This window comes from Pseudarthrobacter sp. MOO13 (assembly GCF_058267655.1).
This window is the reverse complement of record NZ_CM177848.1, coordinates 1140887-1158390: the sequence shown is the minus strand read 5'-3', so window position 1 is coordinate 1158390 and position 17504 is coordinate 1140887. Positions and strand designations below refer to the sequence as shown.

The window sequence follows — 17504 nt, the reverse complement described above, 5'->3', positions numbered from 1 at the left end:
GGAGCACCAGTGCCAACATATGCTTATGCCTGCAAGGATTGCGGCCACGCCTTCGATATCGTCCAGTCGTTCTCGGACAGCAGCCTGACATCCTGCCCCGAATGCGAGGGCACGTTGCGCAAGAAGTTCAACAGCGTGGGTGTGGTTTTCAAGGGCTCAGGTTTCTACCGTACCGACTCCCGCGACTCCAAGGGCAGCTCGGTCTCCCCCGCCCCGGCAGCGACGCCGGCGGCATCGCCAGCCCCGGCTGCAGCGGCCAGCTAGCCCCAAGCACTGATGACGACGACGGCCGGCACCTTCGGGCGCCGGCCGCCTTTGTCCACATAGCTGCAGCCACCACTGTCCTGCCGCTTCGGCTGCCCATAGCGTGGGCGCATGCCTGCATATCCACGCCGCGGCCGCGACAGCCTCCGGATTCCCACGACGTCCCGCACCACCGGCCGTCCCGCCAAGGCCAACCACCCCATCCCGGCGCGGGTTGCGTCCTGGCTGGGCCGCAACCGCCGCCTGGCCGCCGCCCTGGTCCTGTGTGCAGCGGCGGCCATCACTGTCAATCAACTGACGCCGGCTCCGCTCTCGACCGTGACAGCACTTGCTGCTGCGCGGGATCTTCCGGCAGGTACCGCTGTGACGGCGGCAGATTTGGCCAGCGTTCATGTGCCGCCCGGGATGGTGGCGGAGGGCTTCCTCCAAGACACTGCTGCAGCCGCCGGCAAGCAGCTCGCCGGTCCGTTACGAAAGGGCCAGCTCGTTACCGACGCCCAACTCCTGGGACCGGGCCTTCTCGTTGGGACGCCTCCGGGCTCGGTCGCGGTTCCGCTCCGCATGGCGGACCCGTCCTCCATTCAGCTGGTGGCCCCGGGCCAGTTGGTCAATGTGGTGCTCACATCTGCCAACGGGTTTGACCAGCAAGGCCCCTCCGAGGTGCTGGCGTCTGCGGTTCCCGTGCTGTGGACTTCGAACAAGGGCGGCCAGGGTGGCCAATGGCTTGGTACAACGGAGACCGACGGGTTGATAGTGGTGGCAGCAAACGCGGAACAGTCATCCCGGCTGGCTGGAGCGTCAACGCAGGGCAGGCTCTTCTTCGTCCTGGTTGGTCCGCCGTGACACCACGGATACGATCCCTCAACAACTTCCGGGTTGCCCGGGCCCAAAGGCTTGGCTGCTGGTCAGCCCCAGTGCGGCGGTTTCTGTTCCTTCAGCCACGCGTCGTGGTCATCCTCCCGGTCGCCCCAGCTGCGGGCGTCGTCCTCCGCAGCCTTGCTGGGCAGCACAGCGTCGGTACCTGAGGTGGCCCGCCCTGGCGCTGGAGTGGAGTGAGGCGCACCTGCCGGATTTCCGCCGTCAGGTACCGCTTCCGTCTTCTCGTTCTCGCTCATATCTTCTCCGGCCCGATCTTCCGCGGACCCATTGTTGTCGGAAATATCGCTGCCGGAACCACTGTCGTCGGAAACGCTGACGTCGGAAACACTGTCGTCGGAGACACTGTCTTCCGCGACCATGCCGTTGGCCTCCTTGGTGTCCAGGCCACCGGCCCGCCGGCCCTGGCTGGGGCGGATGCCCGCGGCGGGGTCTCCGGAGTCACTCCGGTTCCCGCCATTGGCGTTCCGCGGCAGATAGGCAACACCGGCGGCCGATGCTGTATCGATACCATTGAGCGCCTGGTCCACGTCGTCGTCAAGGAATCCAGCCGAGTGCCCGGTCCTGCCCGGCAGCACCAGGTTTTCCAGGCCGAGGTACCCGGCAATGCGGTCGGCACAGGACGACGGGTCGGTAAATACCTCGATGGTCCACAACGGCATATAACGCCATCCCAGGCGCTCCAGCAGCTCCGGGCGGAGCCTGCTGCGTTCCCGGACGCTCATGGTGCGGTACTGCCCGGTGCCGTCAGACTCGATCGCCACTGGTCGTGGCAGGTCGGCATCATCCTTGCCCATGGTATTCAGCGGGTCAGCCGCGGCCACAACGTCGATGGCGCCGTCGTACTGGTGCCAAACCCGGGCGCCGCGGGCGCGCAACCGGTCACCCAAGTCGGCGACCAGCGGGTCCGCACCGAGTGCCTGTTCGCTGGCGGCAGCCCGGGAGGCGGGAGTTCCGAGGTCGGTATTACCCGAAATTTCGCGGTTCAACAGCGTGTACAGGTCCACCGCCCCGTGCGTGAGCCTGGTGTGGTCCAGGTCCTCGGGCCGGAAGCAGGTGAGCACATGCATGGACCGGCGCGCCCGCGTCATGGCCAGGGCGAACTTCTCCCTGCCACCTTCCGCGGACAATGGTCCGAAGTTGTGCAGCGCCCGGCCGTGCGGGGTGCGGCCAAAACCTGGGGAGAAAATAACATGGTCGCGAACCAGCCCCTGGGCCCTCTCCAGGTCCACCACCCTGAAGGACTCAGGACCGGCACCGAAGAAGCTGGCCATTCCGGGCTGGTTGGCCAGCTGGAGGCGGATGGACTCGCCAATCCTGGCGGCATGCCGCAGGCTGGCGGTGACCACGGCGAGCGAAGTGCGCGGACGCAGGCGGGCGTGCTCGAACACGAGCTCGACCACCCGGTTGACCTCGGCCACCACCGACTCCACACCCTCGTGGTCTGCGCTCGGCAAGCCGGTTCCGTCAGGCAGGTACTCCACCAGCAGCGACCGGTCCAAGCCCGTCGCCGACTGGCCCTCGGGCAGCCGGCGCAACCCGCCGTCGTAAAAGTTCTTGCTCAGCTGCAGGACGAGGTCCTCGTCCACGGCCCGGTACACCACGTTCAGCCGCCAAACCGGAAGCACCGCAGAGAGAGCCGTGAAGGCACTCTCCACCCTGTGGTGGGCGGACTCACCGGCGGCGAGGCGTTCCACGCCCACGGTAAAGGTCCGGGGCGACGCGATGCGCGGGTCGCCGAACGCAATCACCTGGCGTGCACGGGCGATCGACGGCAGGACGGCCTGCAGGGACGTGGCCTCGGCATCCAGGATCACGACGGCGTCGAAGTGTTGCTCTGCCGGGAGCAGCCCGGTCATCAGGTACGGGCTGACAGACCACACCGGAACCAGCGTGCCGATCAGGTCAGGAGCCTGGGCGGTCAAGGACGGGAGCGATACCCGGCCGTCCTTGAGCAGGCTCCGCAGCAGGCCCGCCTGGCGCGGCTGCTCGGCGATCGCCCCGCGCCAGCGTTCCGCCAAGTCCCAGCGAAGGCGTGCGGCGCCGCTGGCGATGTGCGCGTTGTCCGCCAACCGATACTCGGCCTCGAGCCGGCGCAGCGCGTCGCCGTCGGACATGGCCAAGTAGTCATCGCCGCTGATCATGGCCTCAAGGGCCGACTGCCACCACGCCAATTCCAGCTCGGCTGCAACGGACCGTTCCGGGACTTCCCGCTCCGCGAGGTCGGCAAGGAGTTCGCCCAAACCGTGCTCACGCATGTTTTCGATCAGGAGTGTGCGTTCGGGCAAGGTCTTGAGGGTATCGGTGTCCGCCACGAGGCGTTCCAGCCGCTCCATCAGCTGGCCGTAGGGCGCAGTGGCGAGCGACCCGCCGGCATCCGTGTGCCGGAGCGCCTGGCCCAGCTGTTCCAGCTCCGCGTCCAGCGACCGGTACATGGCGTTCATTTCGGCAAGGCCGGACGGAACCGCCGGATGGCGTTGGGTGGTGGCATACCCGGCCCAGAGGGCGCGCTGCTCCTGGACCAGGACCAAGGATGTGTGCAGGTCGGCGATGTGCACGCCGGGACGGACGTATTCCTTGGCCACCCGCCGAAGCCTGGAACGCTGCATGGACGTCATTTCGATGCCGCGCTCACGGCGCCACGCTGACGGTGCCGTGGCGGAAATCAGGTCCGTCACGGGCCGGTCAAAGATGTCCGGCGTGAATTTGTCCAGGCTGCCGCGGACGGCAACCAGCAGCTCGAGCTGCTCGCCCCATTCCGCAAAGGACTCCCCCAGCCGGATTTCAGCATGCTCGGCGACGGCGTCCATGCGGTCGCGCAGCACCGGGAGGCTCTTGGCCACGGAGCGGACCAGATCCTGCGCTTCCTCGGTTTCCTTCCGGGTCAGCAACCGCGCGCCGTGCCAGGGGCTGGTGGTGGCGGCCTTGCTGAAGCTGCCCAGTTCGGCAGCACGGCGAAGCCTTCCGGCCAGCTCCTCGCGGTCGCGGATGCTGTCCAGGACACTGCGCTTCAACCGGACCGTGGTGGCCGGCGCCGGATGGATCGAGGTGAGCTCCGCGAGGGACTGCATGGCCTGGTAGGGCGAGCAGCCCCACCGGTCCCGGACGTTGTGCAGCGACGCCACGTGGTCCATGAGCGCGTGCCGGTGCTCAGTCAGGGTGGTGTGCAGGTTGCCCAACTGCGGTTCCAAGGACTTTTCGTTGCGGACGATCGCCCGCACCAGCTGGCCCTTCAGCTGCTGCGCCGTGACGTTCCCGGAAAGCTGGAACAGGATGGATTCCAGTCCCAGGGATTCGAGCTGGCCGGAGACTTCATTTAGGCTGGCCCGGCGGTCACCAACCACCAGCACCGTCTTCCCGGCGTCCACCAGGGCACCGATGGTGTTGATCGCGGTCTGCGTCTGGCCGGTACCCGGCGGGGCGCTGGCAACGAGGGAGTCACCGGCTCGGGCCGCATCAATCACATACTGCTGGTCCGTGTCCGCGTCCAGCAGCAACAGCTCGTCCTTGGGATGCCTGTTGTCCAGGTGCGGGAAACGCGAGGGGTCCGGGTCTTCGACATCCACAACTTCGCCCCCGGCGGCGGTCGCCAGCGCGGACACAATGGGGTGGGAGTCGTTGATCCAAGGGTCGTCCAGGTTCCCGGAAAGATCGGCGAAGGTCGAAACGAGCAGGTTGTGCTGGGTTTCTGCGCCATGGATGGGCCGGATCAGCGTGGCCAACCGGTCAAGGACGGGCTGCGGGTCGAACCGTGCGGTGCTGTAGGCGAGGCGGGTCACGGCGTTGACGTCGAAGACGATCCCGTGGATGTTCTTCAGGTGGCGCACCAGGGCGGGGTTGATGTGCGCCTGCTCGGTGAGCTGCAGCTCGAAGTCGTCCTCCCCCGGACGGACGGTGAGGGATATGGCGGTCAGCATGACGGGGGCGGACACGCGCTGGGGTTTGCCTCCGACGGCGGACGTCCACACCACAGTGCCGGCGGACAGGTACCCGGCGTCGATGCCGCGGTCGTTGGAGAGCTCAAAGATCTTTGACCGGATGTTGCGCGATGCCCTGGCTGCCACGACGTACTGCTGGCGGTCCCGGATCAGCGTGGACAGGCGTGTGCGGCGCCCTGCCATGAGCTGGGCGAGCCCCGAGGGATGCGCCGAGGTGAGGTCGATGGAGCCTTCGGGGGTCTTGGTGAAGCGCAGCATCGTGTCCGCGCCAGTGACGGGTTTAAGCCCGGACAGCCATTTGCGAAGCTCTTCCGAGCCTTCCGGGTGGCCTTGACCAACTGACACTTCTGCCTTCTTTTCTGCGTTTGCACGTGACGCCCTGGACCATACCGGCATAGATTCGAGAGTAGCCGCTCCGGTGCCGGACTTTGGCGACCGCAACACTGGAGCACAGTAAATTGCTGGGATTCTCCCGGGAAAAACAGTGGCCGGCCTCCGCTGGCGGAGGCCGGCCACTCAGGGGACTATTCCCATTCGATGGTTCCCGGCGGCTTGCTGGTGACGTCCAGCACCACCCGGTTGACGCCGTCCACCTCGTTGGTGATCCGGTTGGAGATCCGTGCCAAAAGATCGTAGGGCAGGCGCGACCAGTCGGCGGTCATGGCGTCCTCGGAGGACACGGGACGGAGCACGATCGGGTGGCCGTAAGTGCGGCCGTCCCCCATGACGCCGACGCTGCGGACGTCGGCGAGAAGCACAACGGGCATTTGCCAGACTTCGTCGTCCAGGCCGGCGGCAGTCAGTTCGGCACGAGCGATGGCATCCGCCTTGCGGAGCAGGTCCAGCCGTTCTTTGGTGATGTCGCCGACGATCCGGATGCCCAGGCCGGGGCCGGGGAAGGGCTGGCGGCCGACGATTTCCTGCGGCAGGCCGAGCTGTGCGCCCACGGCACGGACCTCGTCCTTGAACAGGGCGCGCAGGGGTTCGACGAGCTCGAACTGCAGGTCCTCGGGGAGGCCGCCCACATTGTGGTGGCTCTTGATGTTGGCAGCACCTTCGCCGCCGCCGGATTCGACGACGTCCGGGTACAGGGTGCCCTGGACCAGGAATTTGATCTTCTCGCCGTGGGCAGCAGCATCGGCGATGATGGCCAGTTCCGCTTCCTCGAAAGCACGGATGAATTCACGGCCGATAATTTTGCGCTTGGTTTCCGGATCGCTGACGCCTGCCAGTGCCGAAAGGAAGCGCTCCTGCTCGTTGGCGACGTAGAGCTTGACGCCGGTGGCGGCGACAAAGTCGCGCTCCACCTGTTCTGCCTCGCCTTCACGCAGCAAGCCGTGGTCAACGAAGACACAGGTGAGCTGGTCGCCCACTGCGCGCTGTACCAAGGCGGCGGCCACGGCAGAGTCGACACCGCCGGAGAGCCCGCAAATGACCCGGGCGTCTCCCACCTGCTGGCGGATGCGCTCCACCTGCTCCTCGAGGATGTTGCCGGTAGTCCAGTTGGGTTCCAGCTTGGCGCCCTTGAAGAGGAAGTTCTCCAGGACCTGCTGGCCGTAGGCGGAGTGCTTGACCTCCGGGTGCCACTGCACGCCGTACAGGCACTTCTCCTCATTGGCGAAGGCCGCGACTTCAGCGCCGGCGGTGGTGGCCAGGACATCGAAGCCTTCGGGCGCCTCGTGGACGGAGTCGCCGTGGCTCATCCACGTCTTCTGGTGCTGGGGCATGCCTTCCAGAACGGAGCGCCCGTCACCCAGGATGGTGGTTTCGGTGGATCCGTACTCCCGCAGCCCGGTCTTGTCCACCTTGCCGCCCAGGGCGTTGGCCATGGCCTGGAAGCCGTAGCAGATGCCGAAGACGGGGACGCCGGCTTCGAAGAGGTCTGCACCGACGCTCGGGGCGCCGTCGGCATAAACGCTGGAGGGGCCGCCGGAGAGGATGATGGCGGCGGGATTCTTGGCCAGTAGCTGCTCGGTGGTGTAGGTATGCGGAACCACTTCCGAATACACATTCGCTTCCCGGACGCGGCGGGCAATGAGCTGCGCGTACTGGGCACCGTAATCAACAACCAGCACCGGCTTCTGGGAAGTCTGGGATGCAGTGGGAGTAGTCACCGTAATAGCCTACTTTGCGCCGTTGCACCGACGCACCTTGAGAGACCTCCCTGTGACGGAGCAGACGTCAGTGAAGGCGGAAACGCTCAGTAGCGCTGGGGTGCCTGCGGGTTGGCGGCGAGCTCGGCCTCAACCTCGGCGTGGAACTTCTTTTCGACGATGAAGGACAGGAACGGCACCACGCCGCCGAGGGCCAGCAGGACCAGCTTCAGGAACGGCCAGCGCATGAGGGACCAGAGCCGGAAGTTGGAGATCAGGTACACCACGTACATCCAGCCGTGGACGATCAGGACCGTGACGGAGACGTTCACACCGTTCAGTACCGCCGGCGGTTCGGCGTCGGCGAAGCCAAAACCGAAGGGCTGGCCGGTGAGTGCGCTGGTGCCGCCGGCAAACAGGTACTGCCCGAAGCCGTACCGGGCCACCAGTTCCGCGCACAGCAGGAGCAGCATGGTGCCGGTCAGGTAGGCCATGACCTTGTAGAACTTCAGGGCCGACCGGATCTGCGCTTCGGTGCCGCCGAAGCGGCGCTTCTTGCTGGATCCTTTGGCGCCGGAGGCCTGGGACGAGGGGGTGGCCGGTTTCGGATCAATCATGGCTGTACCTTCTGCTGGTGCTGATCAGGTTGCTGCTGTTCGTTCTGGTGCTGTTCCGGTTCATCCGACTCCTCGGCTTCGTCGAGGGCCTCTTCAAGGTCCCGGTGGTAGTCGTCCTTGACCAGCCGCCACCAGATGAAGAGGGCGAAGCCGGCAAAAACCACCCATTCGATGGAGTAGAAGAGGTTCAGCCAGTTGATCTGCTGCGACGGTGGCTGGGGGCCGATGTTCAGCGGAAGCAGGCTGCCAGGCACGGACGCGGCGCTGACATCTTTGCCGCCCGCCACCTCCGCGGTGGCCGAGACGAATCCCGGGTAGCTGCTGACGCCCCAGTAGTTGATGAGTTCGGCAACAGACACGGCCGAGGCCTTCCCCGTTTTGGGGGCCTTCCCGGGAACCGGCGCTTCAGATGGAATCAAGCGCCCCGTCAGTTGCACCAGGCCCGACGGAGGGGCTGGCGCGTCGGAAGGGTCCGCCACCCAGCCCCGCGCCACCGGAATCCAGGTTTGTGGGGAGGCAGCCGCACCTTTAAGGGTGGGGGCGCCGTTAACGGCGAAAGCGGAAACTACCCAATAGCCGGTCTTTCCATCGTGCAGCCTGCCGGGGACCAGCACCTGCTTGTCGGGACTGTAGGTTCCCTCCGCGGTGACCATCTGGTCTGAGACGCTGCCGTGGAAGAATTCGCCGGGCTGGAGGGTGCTGGTGAGCGGCTGGACCTGTTCGGTGGCGGGGTTGACCGGCGCTTCGGGCTGGGTGGACCGGCCGAACTGCCACTGGCTGAGCAGCACGAAGACCCCGGAAAGCGCGATCGCGAAGATGAAGCCTGCGATCCATCGGGGTTTGAGGGCTGTTTTCCACACGTCTTAACCGTACTTCGTACTTCTGTAGAACAACTAAACGCCTGTGCGTTCGGATGCGGCGCAGGGACCCGGCTGCTTAGTGGTCGAAGAACACCAGGCTGGAATTGATGAGCTCGGCGATGACTTCTGCATCGTAGGCCCGCCGCAGGGATTCCCGGAAGGATTCCTTGGACAGCGACCGGGCCAACGTGGCCAGCACTTCCAGGTGGTCCGAGAATGAACTGGCGGGCGTGGCGATCAGCAGGATGACGGTGGCCGGGCCGTCCGTGGCGCCGAAGTCCAGGGCATGGCCGTACTTGGTGATGCCGACGGCGATCGACGTCCGGGAGACGAACTCGCTGCGGGCGTGCGGGAGACCGACCCCGCCGGGGAGGCCGGTCGCCAGCTGGTGCTCGCGCGCGTTGACGTTCTTGAGGAATCCGTCAAGGTCGGAAATTCGCCCGGCGGCATGGAGCCGTTCCGCCAGCTGGTTGGTGGCGTCGGTTTTGTCCGTCGCTTCCAGTTCCAGAATCACCATCTCGGGGGTGGTGAGTTCGGCGTCATACGGGTCAAGTGGTTCCGCCAAGGCGTATCCCTTCAGTCAGCAGTGCGGGGCGAGCGGCCCCTCAGCGCAAGGGCACGATGTCTTCCACGCCCAGGCGGGCAGCGTCCGCGGATTCGTCGTCCGGCTGTTGCTGGCTGAGGCGCTCGGCCTCCACCCTGGCAATGTAGTGGCGGACTTCGTTTTCGCGCTGCGCGTCACTCCAGCCAAGAACGTCACCCATCAGTTTAGCGACAACGGGGGCAGCAGACACGCCCCGGTCCCACGCCTCGATCGAAATCCGCGTACGGCGGGTCAGGACGTCCTGCACGTGGCGGGCCCCCTCATGGGTGGCGGCGTAGACGGCTTCGGCCTGCAGGTAGTCATCGGCCCCGGGGATGGGTTCGGCCAGCTCCTTATCCTGCGCGATGATGGCCAGGACCTCGGGCGTCATTGATCCGTACCTGTTGAGGAGGTGTTCAATGCGGGCCACGTGCACGCCGGATTCCTCGGCGGTGCGGTTCCTCCGGTTCCAGGCGGCCCGGAAGCCGCTGGCACCGAGAAGCGGGATGGTTTCGGTGCAACTGGGCGGAACCCGTTCGTCCATGGTGCGGGTGGCTTCGTCGACGGCGTCCTTGGCCATGACCCGGTACGTGGTCCACTTTCCGCCGGCCACCACCACCAGGCCCGGGACGGGGTGCGCCACCACGTGTTCGCGGGAGAGCTTGGCCGTGGAGTCGTTTTCACCGGCGAGCAGCGGCCGCAGTCCGGCATAGACCCCTTCAACGTCCTCCCTGGTCAATGGCCGCTTCAGCACCTTGTTGACGTGCTCGAGGATGTAGTCGATGTCCTTGCTGGACGCGGCCGGGTGGGCTTTGTCCAGGTGCCAGTCAGTATCGGTCGTGCCGATGATCCAGTGCCGCCCCCAGGGGATGACGAACAGGACGGACTTCTCCGTGCGAAGGATCAGCCCCACCGTTGACTGGAACCGGTCCCGCGGAACCACCAGGTGGATGCCCTTGGAGGCGCGGACCTTGAGCTGGCCCCGGTCGGTGACCATGGCCTGGGTTTCGTCGGTCCAGACGCCTGTGGCGTTGATGACCTGCCTCGCGCGGACCTTGAACTCCGTGCCGTCCTCGCGGTTGGAAACTTTGGCTCCCACCACCCGCTCCCCTTCGCGAAGGAAGTCCACCACGGCCATCTGGTTGACGGCGTGGGCTCCGTAGTAGGCGGCGGTACGGATGAGGTTGGCCACGTACTTCGCGTCGTCCACCTGGCCGTCGTAGTAGCGGATCGAGCCCACGAAGGCGTCGTCCTTCAGGCTGGGGGCGGCACGGAGGGTTCCACGCCTGCTCAGGTGTTTGTGGAACGGCACGCCGCGGCTGTGCCCGCTGGAGATCGACATGACGTCGTACAGCGCAATGCCGGCGCCGACGTAGGGCCGTTCAATGAACGGCTTGGTCAGCGGATAGAGGAATGGCACCGGCCGAGCCAGGTGCGGGGCAATTTCCGAAAGCAGCAGTCCGCGTTCCTGTAGGGCCTCCTTGACCAGGGCGAAGTCAAGCATTTCCAGGTAGCGCAGGCCGCCGTGGATGAGTTTCGAGGACCGCGACGACGTTCCGGCGGCCCAGTCGCTTGCCTCGACGATGCCAACGCTCAGCCCGCGGGTAACGGCGTCCAGTGCGGCTCCCGCACCGACGATGCCGCCGCCCACGATCAGGATGTCCAGTTCCTGGCCAGGTTCCGCGGTGGCGCGCAACCGCCCTATGGATGCTTCCCTGGCTTCCGGGCCGAGAACTCCGCCGTTTGCAGGAACACTCTTCATTGAACGCCTCCAGTGCCGCTAGTGCCGGTAGTAAACCCACACTACTTGCTGGAAGCGCGCTTTGGGCAGGGCGGCGGTGACTGCCGCCCCGCCCAATCGGGTCAGTTCCCCGCGTAGGGCGAGACCACGACGTCGACCCGCTGGAATTCCTTCAGGTCCGAATAGCCGGTGGTCGCCATGGAGCGGCGCAGCGCGCCGATGAGGTTGGACGTGCCGTTGGTGTGGTGGCCGGGTCCGAACAGGACTTCCTCCAGGGGTCCCACGGTGCCCACGTTGGCGCGGTCCCCGCGCGGGAGCTCCGTGTGGTGGGCTTCCTGGCCCCAGTGCCAGCCTTTGCCCGGCGCCTCCTCTGCCCTGGCCAGGGCGCTGCCCAGCATGACGGCGTCGGCGCCCATGGCAATGGCTTTGACGATGTCACCCGAGGTGCCCATGCCGCCGTCGGCAATCACGTGGACGTAGCGGCCGCCGGACTCGTCCATGTAGTCACGGCGGGCGGCCGCGACGTCGGAAATGGCTGAAGCCATGGGCGAGTGGATGCCCAGGGCGCGACGCGTGGTGGTGGTTGCGCCGCCGCCGAAGCCCACCAGCACACCTGCCGCGCCGGTACGCATCAGGTGCAGTGCCGGGGTGTAGCCCGCCGCCCCGCCCACGATGACGGGGACGTCGAGTTCGTAGATGAACTGCTTCAGGTTCAACGGTTCGTGGTTCTTGGAGACATGCTCGGCGGACACCGTGGTTCCGCGGATGACGAAGATATCGACGCCGGCGGCGACGACGGTCTTGTAGTGCTCCTGGGTGCGCTGCGGGGTGAGCGATCCGGCCACGGTGACGCCGGCCTCGCGGATCTCGGCCAGACGGGAGGTGATGAGTTCCGGCTGGATGGGCGCACGGTACAGCTCCTGCATCCGGCCTGTCACGGCGGGGCTGTTGACCTCGTCCTGAAGGGCCGCAATCTCGTCCAGCACGGACTGCGGATCCTCGTACCGGGTCCACAGGCCTTCCAGGTCAAGGACGCCCAGGCCGCCAAGCTTGCCGAGGGCGATGGCGGTCTGCGGGGACATGGCCGAGTCCATCGGGGCGGCGATCACAGGCATGTTGAACTGGTAGGCGTCGATCTGCCAGGAGACGGAGACGTCCTTGGGGTCGCGGGTGCGACGGTTGGGGACGATTGCAATGTCATCCAGGGAGTAGGCACGACGCCCACGCTTGCCACGGCCGATCTCGATCTCATAAGTCACTGCTCTAGGTTATCCCAGCAGCTCCGCTGGCCGGGTCCGGACTGCATGCAAGGGTGCAGCCCTGCCCATGGAAGAACTGCCTGGCTACCGCGTAGCCTTGGGCAGGGGGATTCGGTGAACGCTCCCCGCGCCCACCTTCCGAGGAGAACCAACCATGGCCACCTGGTCTATCCGTCGCTGGCAGCCGATGATGAAGCAGACCTCGCCGTCCCTGCCAGCTGGCTCAACGACACCCCTCCCGCAGGCTGACCAGCACGCACACGCCGGTACAGGTGCGGCCGGCGTTGAAATCGCCGCCGGTGACGAAACGCAGCCTGCGACCGCGGCCCCGGGCCTGGCGGACCGGCTGCGCCACGGACTGGGCTTGCTTCCGGCATGACACATCACAATCCCTTCCCCGCAGATGCGCCCGTCCACTCCCTCGAGCACTGGCTGGCTCCGGAACTGGCTCGGATCAGCCCGCCAAACGCTCCGTCCCGGCTGCGTCAACTGGCTGACGCCCAAGGTACCGGAGCCGCCGGCTGGAGCAGCGCAATCGCCGGCGGTCCCGTCCTGGCCCTCGCGGGCATGTTTTTTGCCGTCACGTCGGGGAACCCTGCCGCAGCGCTCGTACTGGTCCCTCTGGGGGTTGGCCTGATGCTTTCGGGCCTCTTTGGATGGAAGCGTGCCCGGGCCACCCTGCCCACCCCCGACAGGGTCCTGATCAGCCGTGGCCCGGGATCCGCCCGTGGTGGCGTCGCCATGATGTCCGTACTGGCAGTCGCGCTGGGCGCCATCATGGTCCTCTACCTGCCCTCGGCCACGGCGAAGGGCAATGGTGCGGCAATAACACTCGTGGGAGCCTTCGTACTCATCCTGCTTCTCCTGGTCGCATGCATCGTGGTCCCGTCAACGGTCATGGGCCGCGCCCGGCAGTCGTTCCGGGAAAGGGTGCAATCCAACCCAGAGCTTCGGCGGGCAGTTGAAGAAGATTTGGCCCTCTGGCGCGATCCTCATGGCAATGCCGCCTACGGACCGCTCTGATAACCGGTCAGCGGCAGGATTGTGATGGGCAAACGCTGGATCTTCGACGGGCATATTGCAGGTATTGGCACGGCATCCGGGCTCCGCGCCGTGGTGGGCATCTGGCAAGACTCCCCCTTCGGTTCGTTTGCCGACGTCATGGTGCAGCAACCCTCGGGGCACCGGCTGCTGTTGGCACCCCGGCCGGATGTGGCAGAGTTCATCGCGGCCACCTACACGTTCGATGAGGTGCGTTTGGTTGACGTCTCCGCCGTGTTGGGTGAACGGGCGCTAAGGGTCGACGCCGGCCCCTTGGCAATCCGGGCCGTGACCGGGGCGAGGACCTTCCTGGGTACGGCTTTGCGGGCCGTACCGCGGCGCCTTGCGGTGCACCCGCGCTGGCTTTCCGCCGTCAGTCCGCTTGCCGCGTTGGCGGCCCCGGGAGCCCGCACCTACGGCACGGCGGGCAGCGGCAGGGCGGAGTATTACGGGGTGAGCGACCTGCACCACGTCACCTCCGCCGTCGTCCGCTGGGAAGGCGCCGACGCCGGGACCCTGGCTCCCATCCGGCCCGCCGTGACGTTCGGGTTCAGCAGCGTCCCGCCCAGGCCGAGCGTGGCACGGGTCCGCACCACCGTGGTGCAGTCCTAGGTTCCGGTCGGTTCCTCGACGGTCAACTGGGATTCGAACATCCTGAAGTACCTGCCGCGGAGGGCCACCAGTTCTTTGTGCGTGCCCTGCTCGACGATCCTGCCGTCTTCCAGCATGTAGACGACGTCGGCCTTTTCGATGGTGGCCAGCCGGTGGCTGATGGCAATGATGGTGCTGTCGCGGTCGGCGAAAAGGCGGGTGAATATCCTGTGCTCGGCGAGGGCGTCGATGGCGGACGTCGGTTCGTCCATCACCATGAACGAGGCGTCCCGGTAGAAGTTCCTGGCCATGGCCAGGCGCTGCCATTGGCCGCCGGAGAGGCCGCTTCCTTTACGGCCCCGCGGATCCTCCATCCAGTTGCTGACGTGGTTGTCCAGGCCGTTGGGCAGTTTGTTGATGAACTCCAAAGCTTCGGCGTCTGCTGCCGCCCGCCGGATGCGGCCGTCATCGCGCCGGCTGTCGACGTCGCCGAAATAGATGTTCTCCGCGGCCGTGGCGAACTCGTACTTCAGGAACTCCTGGCTAAGGACTGCCAGGTGCCGGTGCCAGGAGGTGACGTCGACGGCGGCGAGGTCCACGCCGTCGAGCAGCACCTGTCCGGAGTCCGGGCGGTAGAGGCCGGCGAGGATGCGGATCAGCGTCGACTTTCCGGCGCCGTTCTCCCCTACGATGGCGATGTGCTGGCCGCGCCTGATGGTGAGGCTGATTCCCCGAATCACCTCGATATCGCTGCCCGTGTAGGTGAAGCGGATGTCCTTCAGTTCCACTTCCTGTGGAGCCTCCAACAGGGGCGGTGCATGTTCGGCGTGAACGGGCATCCCCATGAAGGTCTCGTAGTCCGTCAGGTTGGCCAGGTCTTCGTCAATGGAACTTAGTGAGGACACCAGGTTGTTGGCGGTGGACAAGGCGCGGCTGACGATCTGCTGGACGTACAGGAATTGGCCTACGGGCTGGGCCCGGGCGATGACTTGGCCCACCACCCAGATCAGCGAGACCACCTCGGCGCCGTACTGCAGGGCGTCCGCAGCCAGCTGCCTGGGGATGTAGCGCCGCTGGTAATCAAGACGGCGCCGTTCGTCCGCGTCGCGGAGGCGGGAGCGGAGGTCCATGAGGAAGCGGACGATCCCGTAGAGCCGCATCTCTGCGATGTGCTGCGGGCGGAGCAGGTTGGTTTCGATCATTCGGCGCTGGCGGCGTGAGTCCACCTGGGTGTTCCAGTGCGCAATCTGCTCCCGGGAGAGCTTGAACTGCAGGTACACGCTGGGAATGATGGCCACCAGCACGATGACGGCGATCCACCAGCTCACCAGCAGCAGGGCACCGATGGCCAGGATGACCGAGACCAGCTGAGTGAAAATGGCGGCGATCCGGTCCAGGACGCGGGCGTACGAGTCCGAGAACCGCTTGGCGCGGTCGTAGAGGTCCACCGTCTCCTTGTCGTCGTAGCGCCAGAATTCCAGCGCAAGGAATCGTTCGTACATTTGGTCGCCCACGATGGCGCCGACCTTGAAGCTCATCAACTGCTGGATGTAGCGGTCGACGCTGCTGAAGGCGCCCCAAAAGAGGCCCAGCGCCGCGGTGACCACGACGTAGACGATCGCAAGGCGTCCGGCTCCGGCGTCGCCCGCATATGCAGCAGCAAGCGCCGTGGTGGTCCGTGACGCAAAGTAGGTGGTGACCAGGGGAAGGACGGCCGAAATCAGCGAGCCGAGCACCTTCATGATCACCGCGCCCGGGGACGCCCGGAAACTGACCCTGAGGACCTGGGCTACGGCGCGCGCGTACGGCCTGATGGCAAGCCGTTTTTGCGGATCGCGTTTTGGGGTGAGTTCCGCCGGATGGCGCGGTTGGGACATGGAATCAGCCTAGTGCTGGCACCGGTTGAAACGGTCAACACCGGACGATCTGCTGAACGACGTCAGACACGACCTGGACCGACAGCACGAACGGTTTTGCGAAGTATCCGGCCCGGACGGGGTCCTCTTCCGGGAGGTCGTTGAGGTCTATGAGGTTGGCGTCGTCCGGTTCCCATGGCGGGAGGTCTTCAATGCCTGCCTGTTCGCCGTGGAATTGGATGGGTATTGCATTTGTTCTGGCCGGCGGGGTTCCTGGTGGCCAGTGGGTTGGTTGGGGGTCGTGTTGTTCGGGTTTGTAGTGTCGGCCGGTGGGTGAGGTCCAGCCGGGTGGTTTGTTTTTGGTGGCTGGGTCGGGGGTCCAGGTGCTGTGGTGTTTGAGGCGGTGGTGTCGGGGGCAGAGTTGGGCCAGGTTGTGGGTTCCGGTGGTGCCGCCGTGGTGCCAGGGGTTGAGGTGGTCGGTGTCGTTGTCGGGGGTGTGGTTGGTGCAGCCGGGGAAGGTGCATGTGGTGTCCCGTAGCCGGATCCATTGTTTGATGGTCTCCGGGAGCCGGTAGCGGGTGCGGCCTATTTCCAGGGGTGCCCCGTCGCGGGGGTCGACCAGGACCCGGTAGAACGATTCCGCGCCGCCGGCGACGAGCTTCCGCGCCATGGATGCCGGGACCGGCCCGAACCCGTCCAGCACGGCCGGCTCATCGGTGAGGCCCAGCAGGGAGAACACCGGGACCGTGACCAGGACATCCGCCCGCGGCGTGGGGATCTTGGCGATGTCAGTGGAAGCACATCCCGGACTTGCGTCATTACCGGAACCCGCAGCCGCGGCGGCGGGTTCGGTGTCGGCGGCCGCGGCGGTGTGCTTGGTGGTGGGCTGCAGCCCGGCGCCGAGGAGCAGTGACGCGGCGGCGTCTGCGCGGAGCTGGGTGAGGGTGCGGGGCTCGTCGGGGTTTTGGAGGCCGCGGGCGGTGGCGGTGCTGCGGTTCCAGATCGCGCACGCGGTGTCCCCGGGCAGGTAGAACGAGAGCCAGGCCATCCCGTCGCGGTCCGGGGCGTAATCCATCCGCCGGTCCGCCACCCCCTTGGCATGGCGTTTTTCCAGGGTTTCGGGGTGGTGGCGTTCCCGCCAGGCCCGGACCTTCGCCCGGAACCGGGACGGGACAAGGTCACCGGGTGCGGCGCCCCGGGCCGGGTTGGGCGCGTCAGGGTCGAAGAAGTGCGCCACCAGGCCGGCCGCCCCTGCAGGGGTCAGTCCTTCGGTTTCGTCGGCCACGATCCGGGCGTGCTGCCACGACACCCCACCCGCAGCCAAGGCTTCGAACACCGGTGGCAGTGAACAGACCCGCCGGGACTGCTCCACCAGCGCCCCGGAAACCCCCGAACTGATGGTGAGGATCCCGGCGATCTCCTCCACCGCGGACATCTCCGCGAACGTGCGCTCCTCCACCGGGGCGTCCGGCGGAAGCAAAGCACGCTGGAACCCAATGGCATCCGCCACGTCCCGCGCCTTCACCGCCGCCAGCTGCGCCTCCAACCGGGCCACCACCTCCAGCCGCCCCAGACATAACTCATACCGCCGCTGCAACACATCCACATCAGCGCCAGTGCCGATACCGGCAGCCAGGAAATCATCTTCGCGGGTGAGTAGATCGAGCGCAGCAACAGAGGCAGAAACACCCCCCATCACCACCGCCAAATCAGAACCGATTCCCATGGAAACATCATCCAACCAGGGTCCGACATTCAAAGACGTCAAGGCCTGCCGCGGAAAAC

General features: G+C 66.2%; 14 protein-coding genes. 5 read left to right on the top strand and 9 right to left on the bottom strand.

The genetic code is table 11. The annotated features are described in order from the left end of the window. The first annotated feature begins 9 nt into the window (after positions 1-9). A complete protein-coding gene (locus AC4EEO_RS05460) occupies positions 10-264 on the top strand; it encodes an FmdB family zinc ribbon protein (RefSeq protein ID WP_491340070.1) in 255 nt (84 codons plus the stop codon). Between the two features lie 111 nt (positions 265-375). Further along, complete coding sequence (gene cpaB / locus AC4EEO_RS05455; RefSeq protein WP_491340069.1) at positions 376-1107, top strand: Flp pilus assembly protein CpaB; 732 nt, start codon at positions 376-378, stop codon at positions 1105-1107. Between the two features lie 62 nt (positions 1108-1169). On the opposite strand, the gene AC4EEO_RS05450 is transcribed toward cpaB, so the two are convergent. The 7 genes from AC4EEO_RS05450 to AC4EEO_RS05420 all read right to left on the bottom strand — a co-directional run bounded on the left by AC4EEO_RS05450 (position 1170) and on the right by AC4EEO_RS05420 (position 12231). Continuing rightward, positions 1170-5474, bottom strand: a complete 4305-nt coding sequence (locus AC4EEO_RS05450; RefSeq protein ID WP_491340068.1) for an AAA family ATPase — start codon at positions 5472-5474, stop codon at positions 1170-1172. A 128-nt stretch (positions 5475-5602) separates the two neighbouring features. Then, positions 5603-7192: a glutamine-hydrolyzing GMP synthase gene (gene guaA / locus AC4EEO_RS05445; RefSeq protein WP_026264280.1), complete on the bottom strand. Its 1590-nt coding sequence runs from the start codon at positions 7190-7192 to the stop codon at positions 5603-5605. Between the two features lie 86 nt (positions 7193-7278). Then, positions 7279-7788: a DUF3817 domain-containing protein gene (locus tag AC4EEO_RS05440; protein WP_491340067.1), complete on the bottom strand. Its 510-nt coding sequence runs from the start codon at positions 7786-7788 to the stop codon at positions 7279-7281. Then, on the bottom strand, positions 7785-8648 hold the full coding sequence (locus tag AC4EEO_RS05435; RefSeq protein WP_491340066.1) for an SURF1 family protein: 864 nt from the start codon (positions 8646-8648) through the stop codon (positions 7785-7787). Before AC4EEO_RS05435 ends, AC4EEO_RS05440 begins: the two co-directional genes overlap by 4 nt. A gap of 76 nt (positions 8649-8724) precedes the next feature. Further along, positions 8725-9213 carry a PTS sugar transporter subunit IIA gene (locus tag AC4EEO_RS05430; protein ID WP_018760364.1) on the bottom strand — a complete coding sequence of 163 codons (489 nt, stop codon included), beginning with the start codon at positions 9211-9213 and terminating at the stop codon, positions 8725-8727. A 40-nt stretch (positions 9214-9253) separates the two neighbouring features. Further along, entirely contained in the window at positions 9254-10993 is a 1740-nt protein-coding gene (locus AC4EEO_RS05425) for a glycerol-3-phosphate dehydrogenase/oxidase (protein WP_109863693.1), read from the bottom strand. Between the two features lie 101 nt (positions 10994-11094). Then, entirely contained in the window at positions 11095-12231 is a 1137-nt protein-coding gene (locus AC4EEO_RS05420) for a GuaB3 family IMP dehydrogenase-related protein (protein ID WP_491340065.1), read from the bottom strand. Between the two features lie 154 nt (positions 12232-12385). On the opposite strand from AC4EEO_RS05420, the gene AC4EEO_RS05415 reads away from it, so the two are divergent. From AC4EEO_RS05415 to AC4EEO_RS05405, 3 genes are read left to right on the top strand one after another with little or no spacing between them, the layout of a single operon-like run. Beyond that, complete coding sequence (locus tag AC4EEO_RS05415) at positions 12386-12610, top strand: hypothetical protein (protein ID WP_133831036.1); 225 nt, start codon at positions 12386-12388, stop codon at positions 12608-12610. Further along, positions 12607-13254 carry a hypothetical protein gene (locus tag AC4EEO_RS05410; RefSeq protein ID WP_133831037.1) on the top strand — a complete coding sequence of 216 codons (648 nt, stop codon included), beginning with the start codon at positions 12607-12609 and terminating at the stop codon, positions 13252-13254. The genes AC4EEO_RS05415 and AC4EEO_RS05410 overlap by 4 nt, the downstream gene beginning before the upstream one ends. A gap of 24 nt (positions 13255-13278) precedes the next feature. Then, positions 13279-13884, top strand: a complete 606-nt coding sequence (locus tag AC4EEO_RS05405; protein WP_133831038.1) for a hypothetical protein — start codon at positions 13279-13281, stop codon at positions 13882-13884. Here AC4EEO_RS05405 and AC4EEO_RS05400 read toward each other — a convergent pair. Both AC4EEO_RS05400 and AC4EEO_RS05395 read right to left on the bottom strand, forming a co-directional pair. After that, on the bottom strand, positions 13881-15740 hold the full coding sequence (locus AC4EEO_RS05400) for an ABC transporter ATP-binding protein (protein ID WP_285320035.1): 1860 nt from the start codon (positions 15738-15740) through the stop codon (positions 13881-13883). The genes AC4EEO_RS05405 and AC4EEO_RS05400 overlap by 4 nt on opposite strands. A 34-nt stretch (positions 15741-15774) precedes the next feature. Further along, entirely contained in the window at positions 15775-17445 is a 1671-nt protein-coding gene (locus AC4EEO_RS05395) for an HNH endonuclease signature motif containing protein (protein WP_491340064.1), read from the bottom strand. Between the last annotated feature and the right edge of the window lie 59 nt (positions 17446-17504).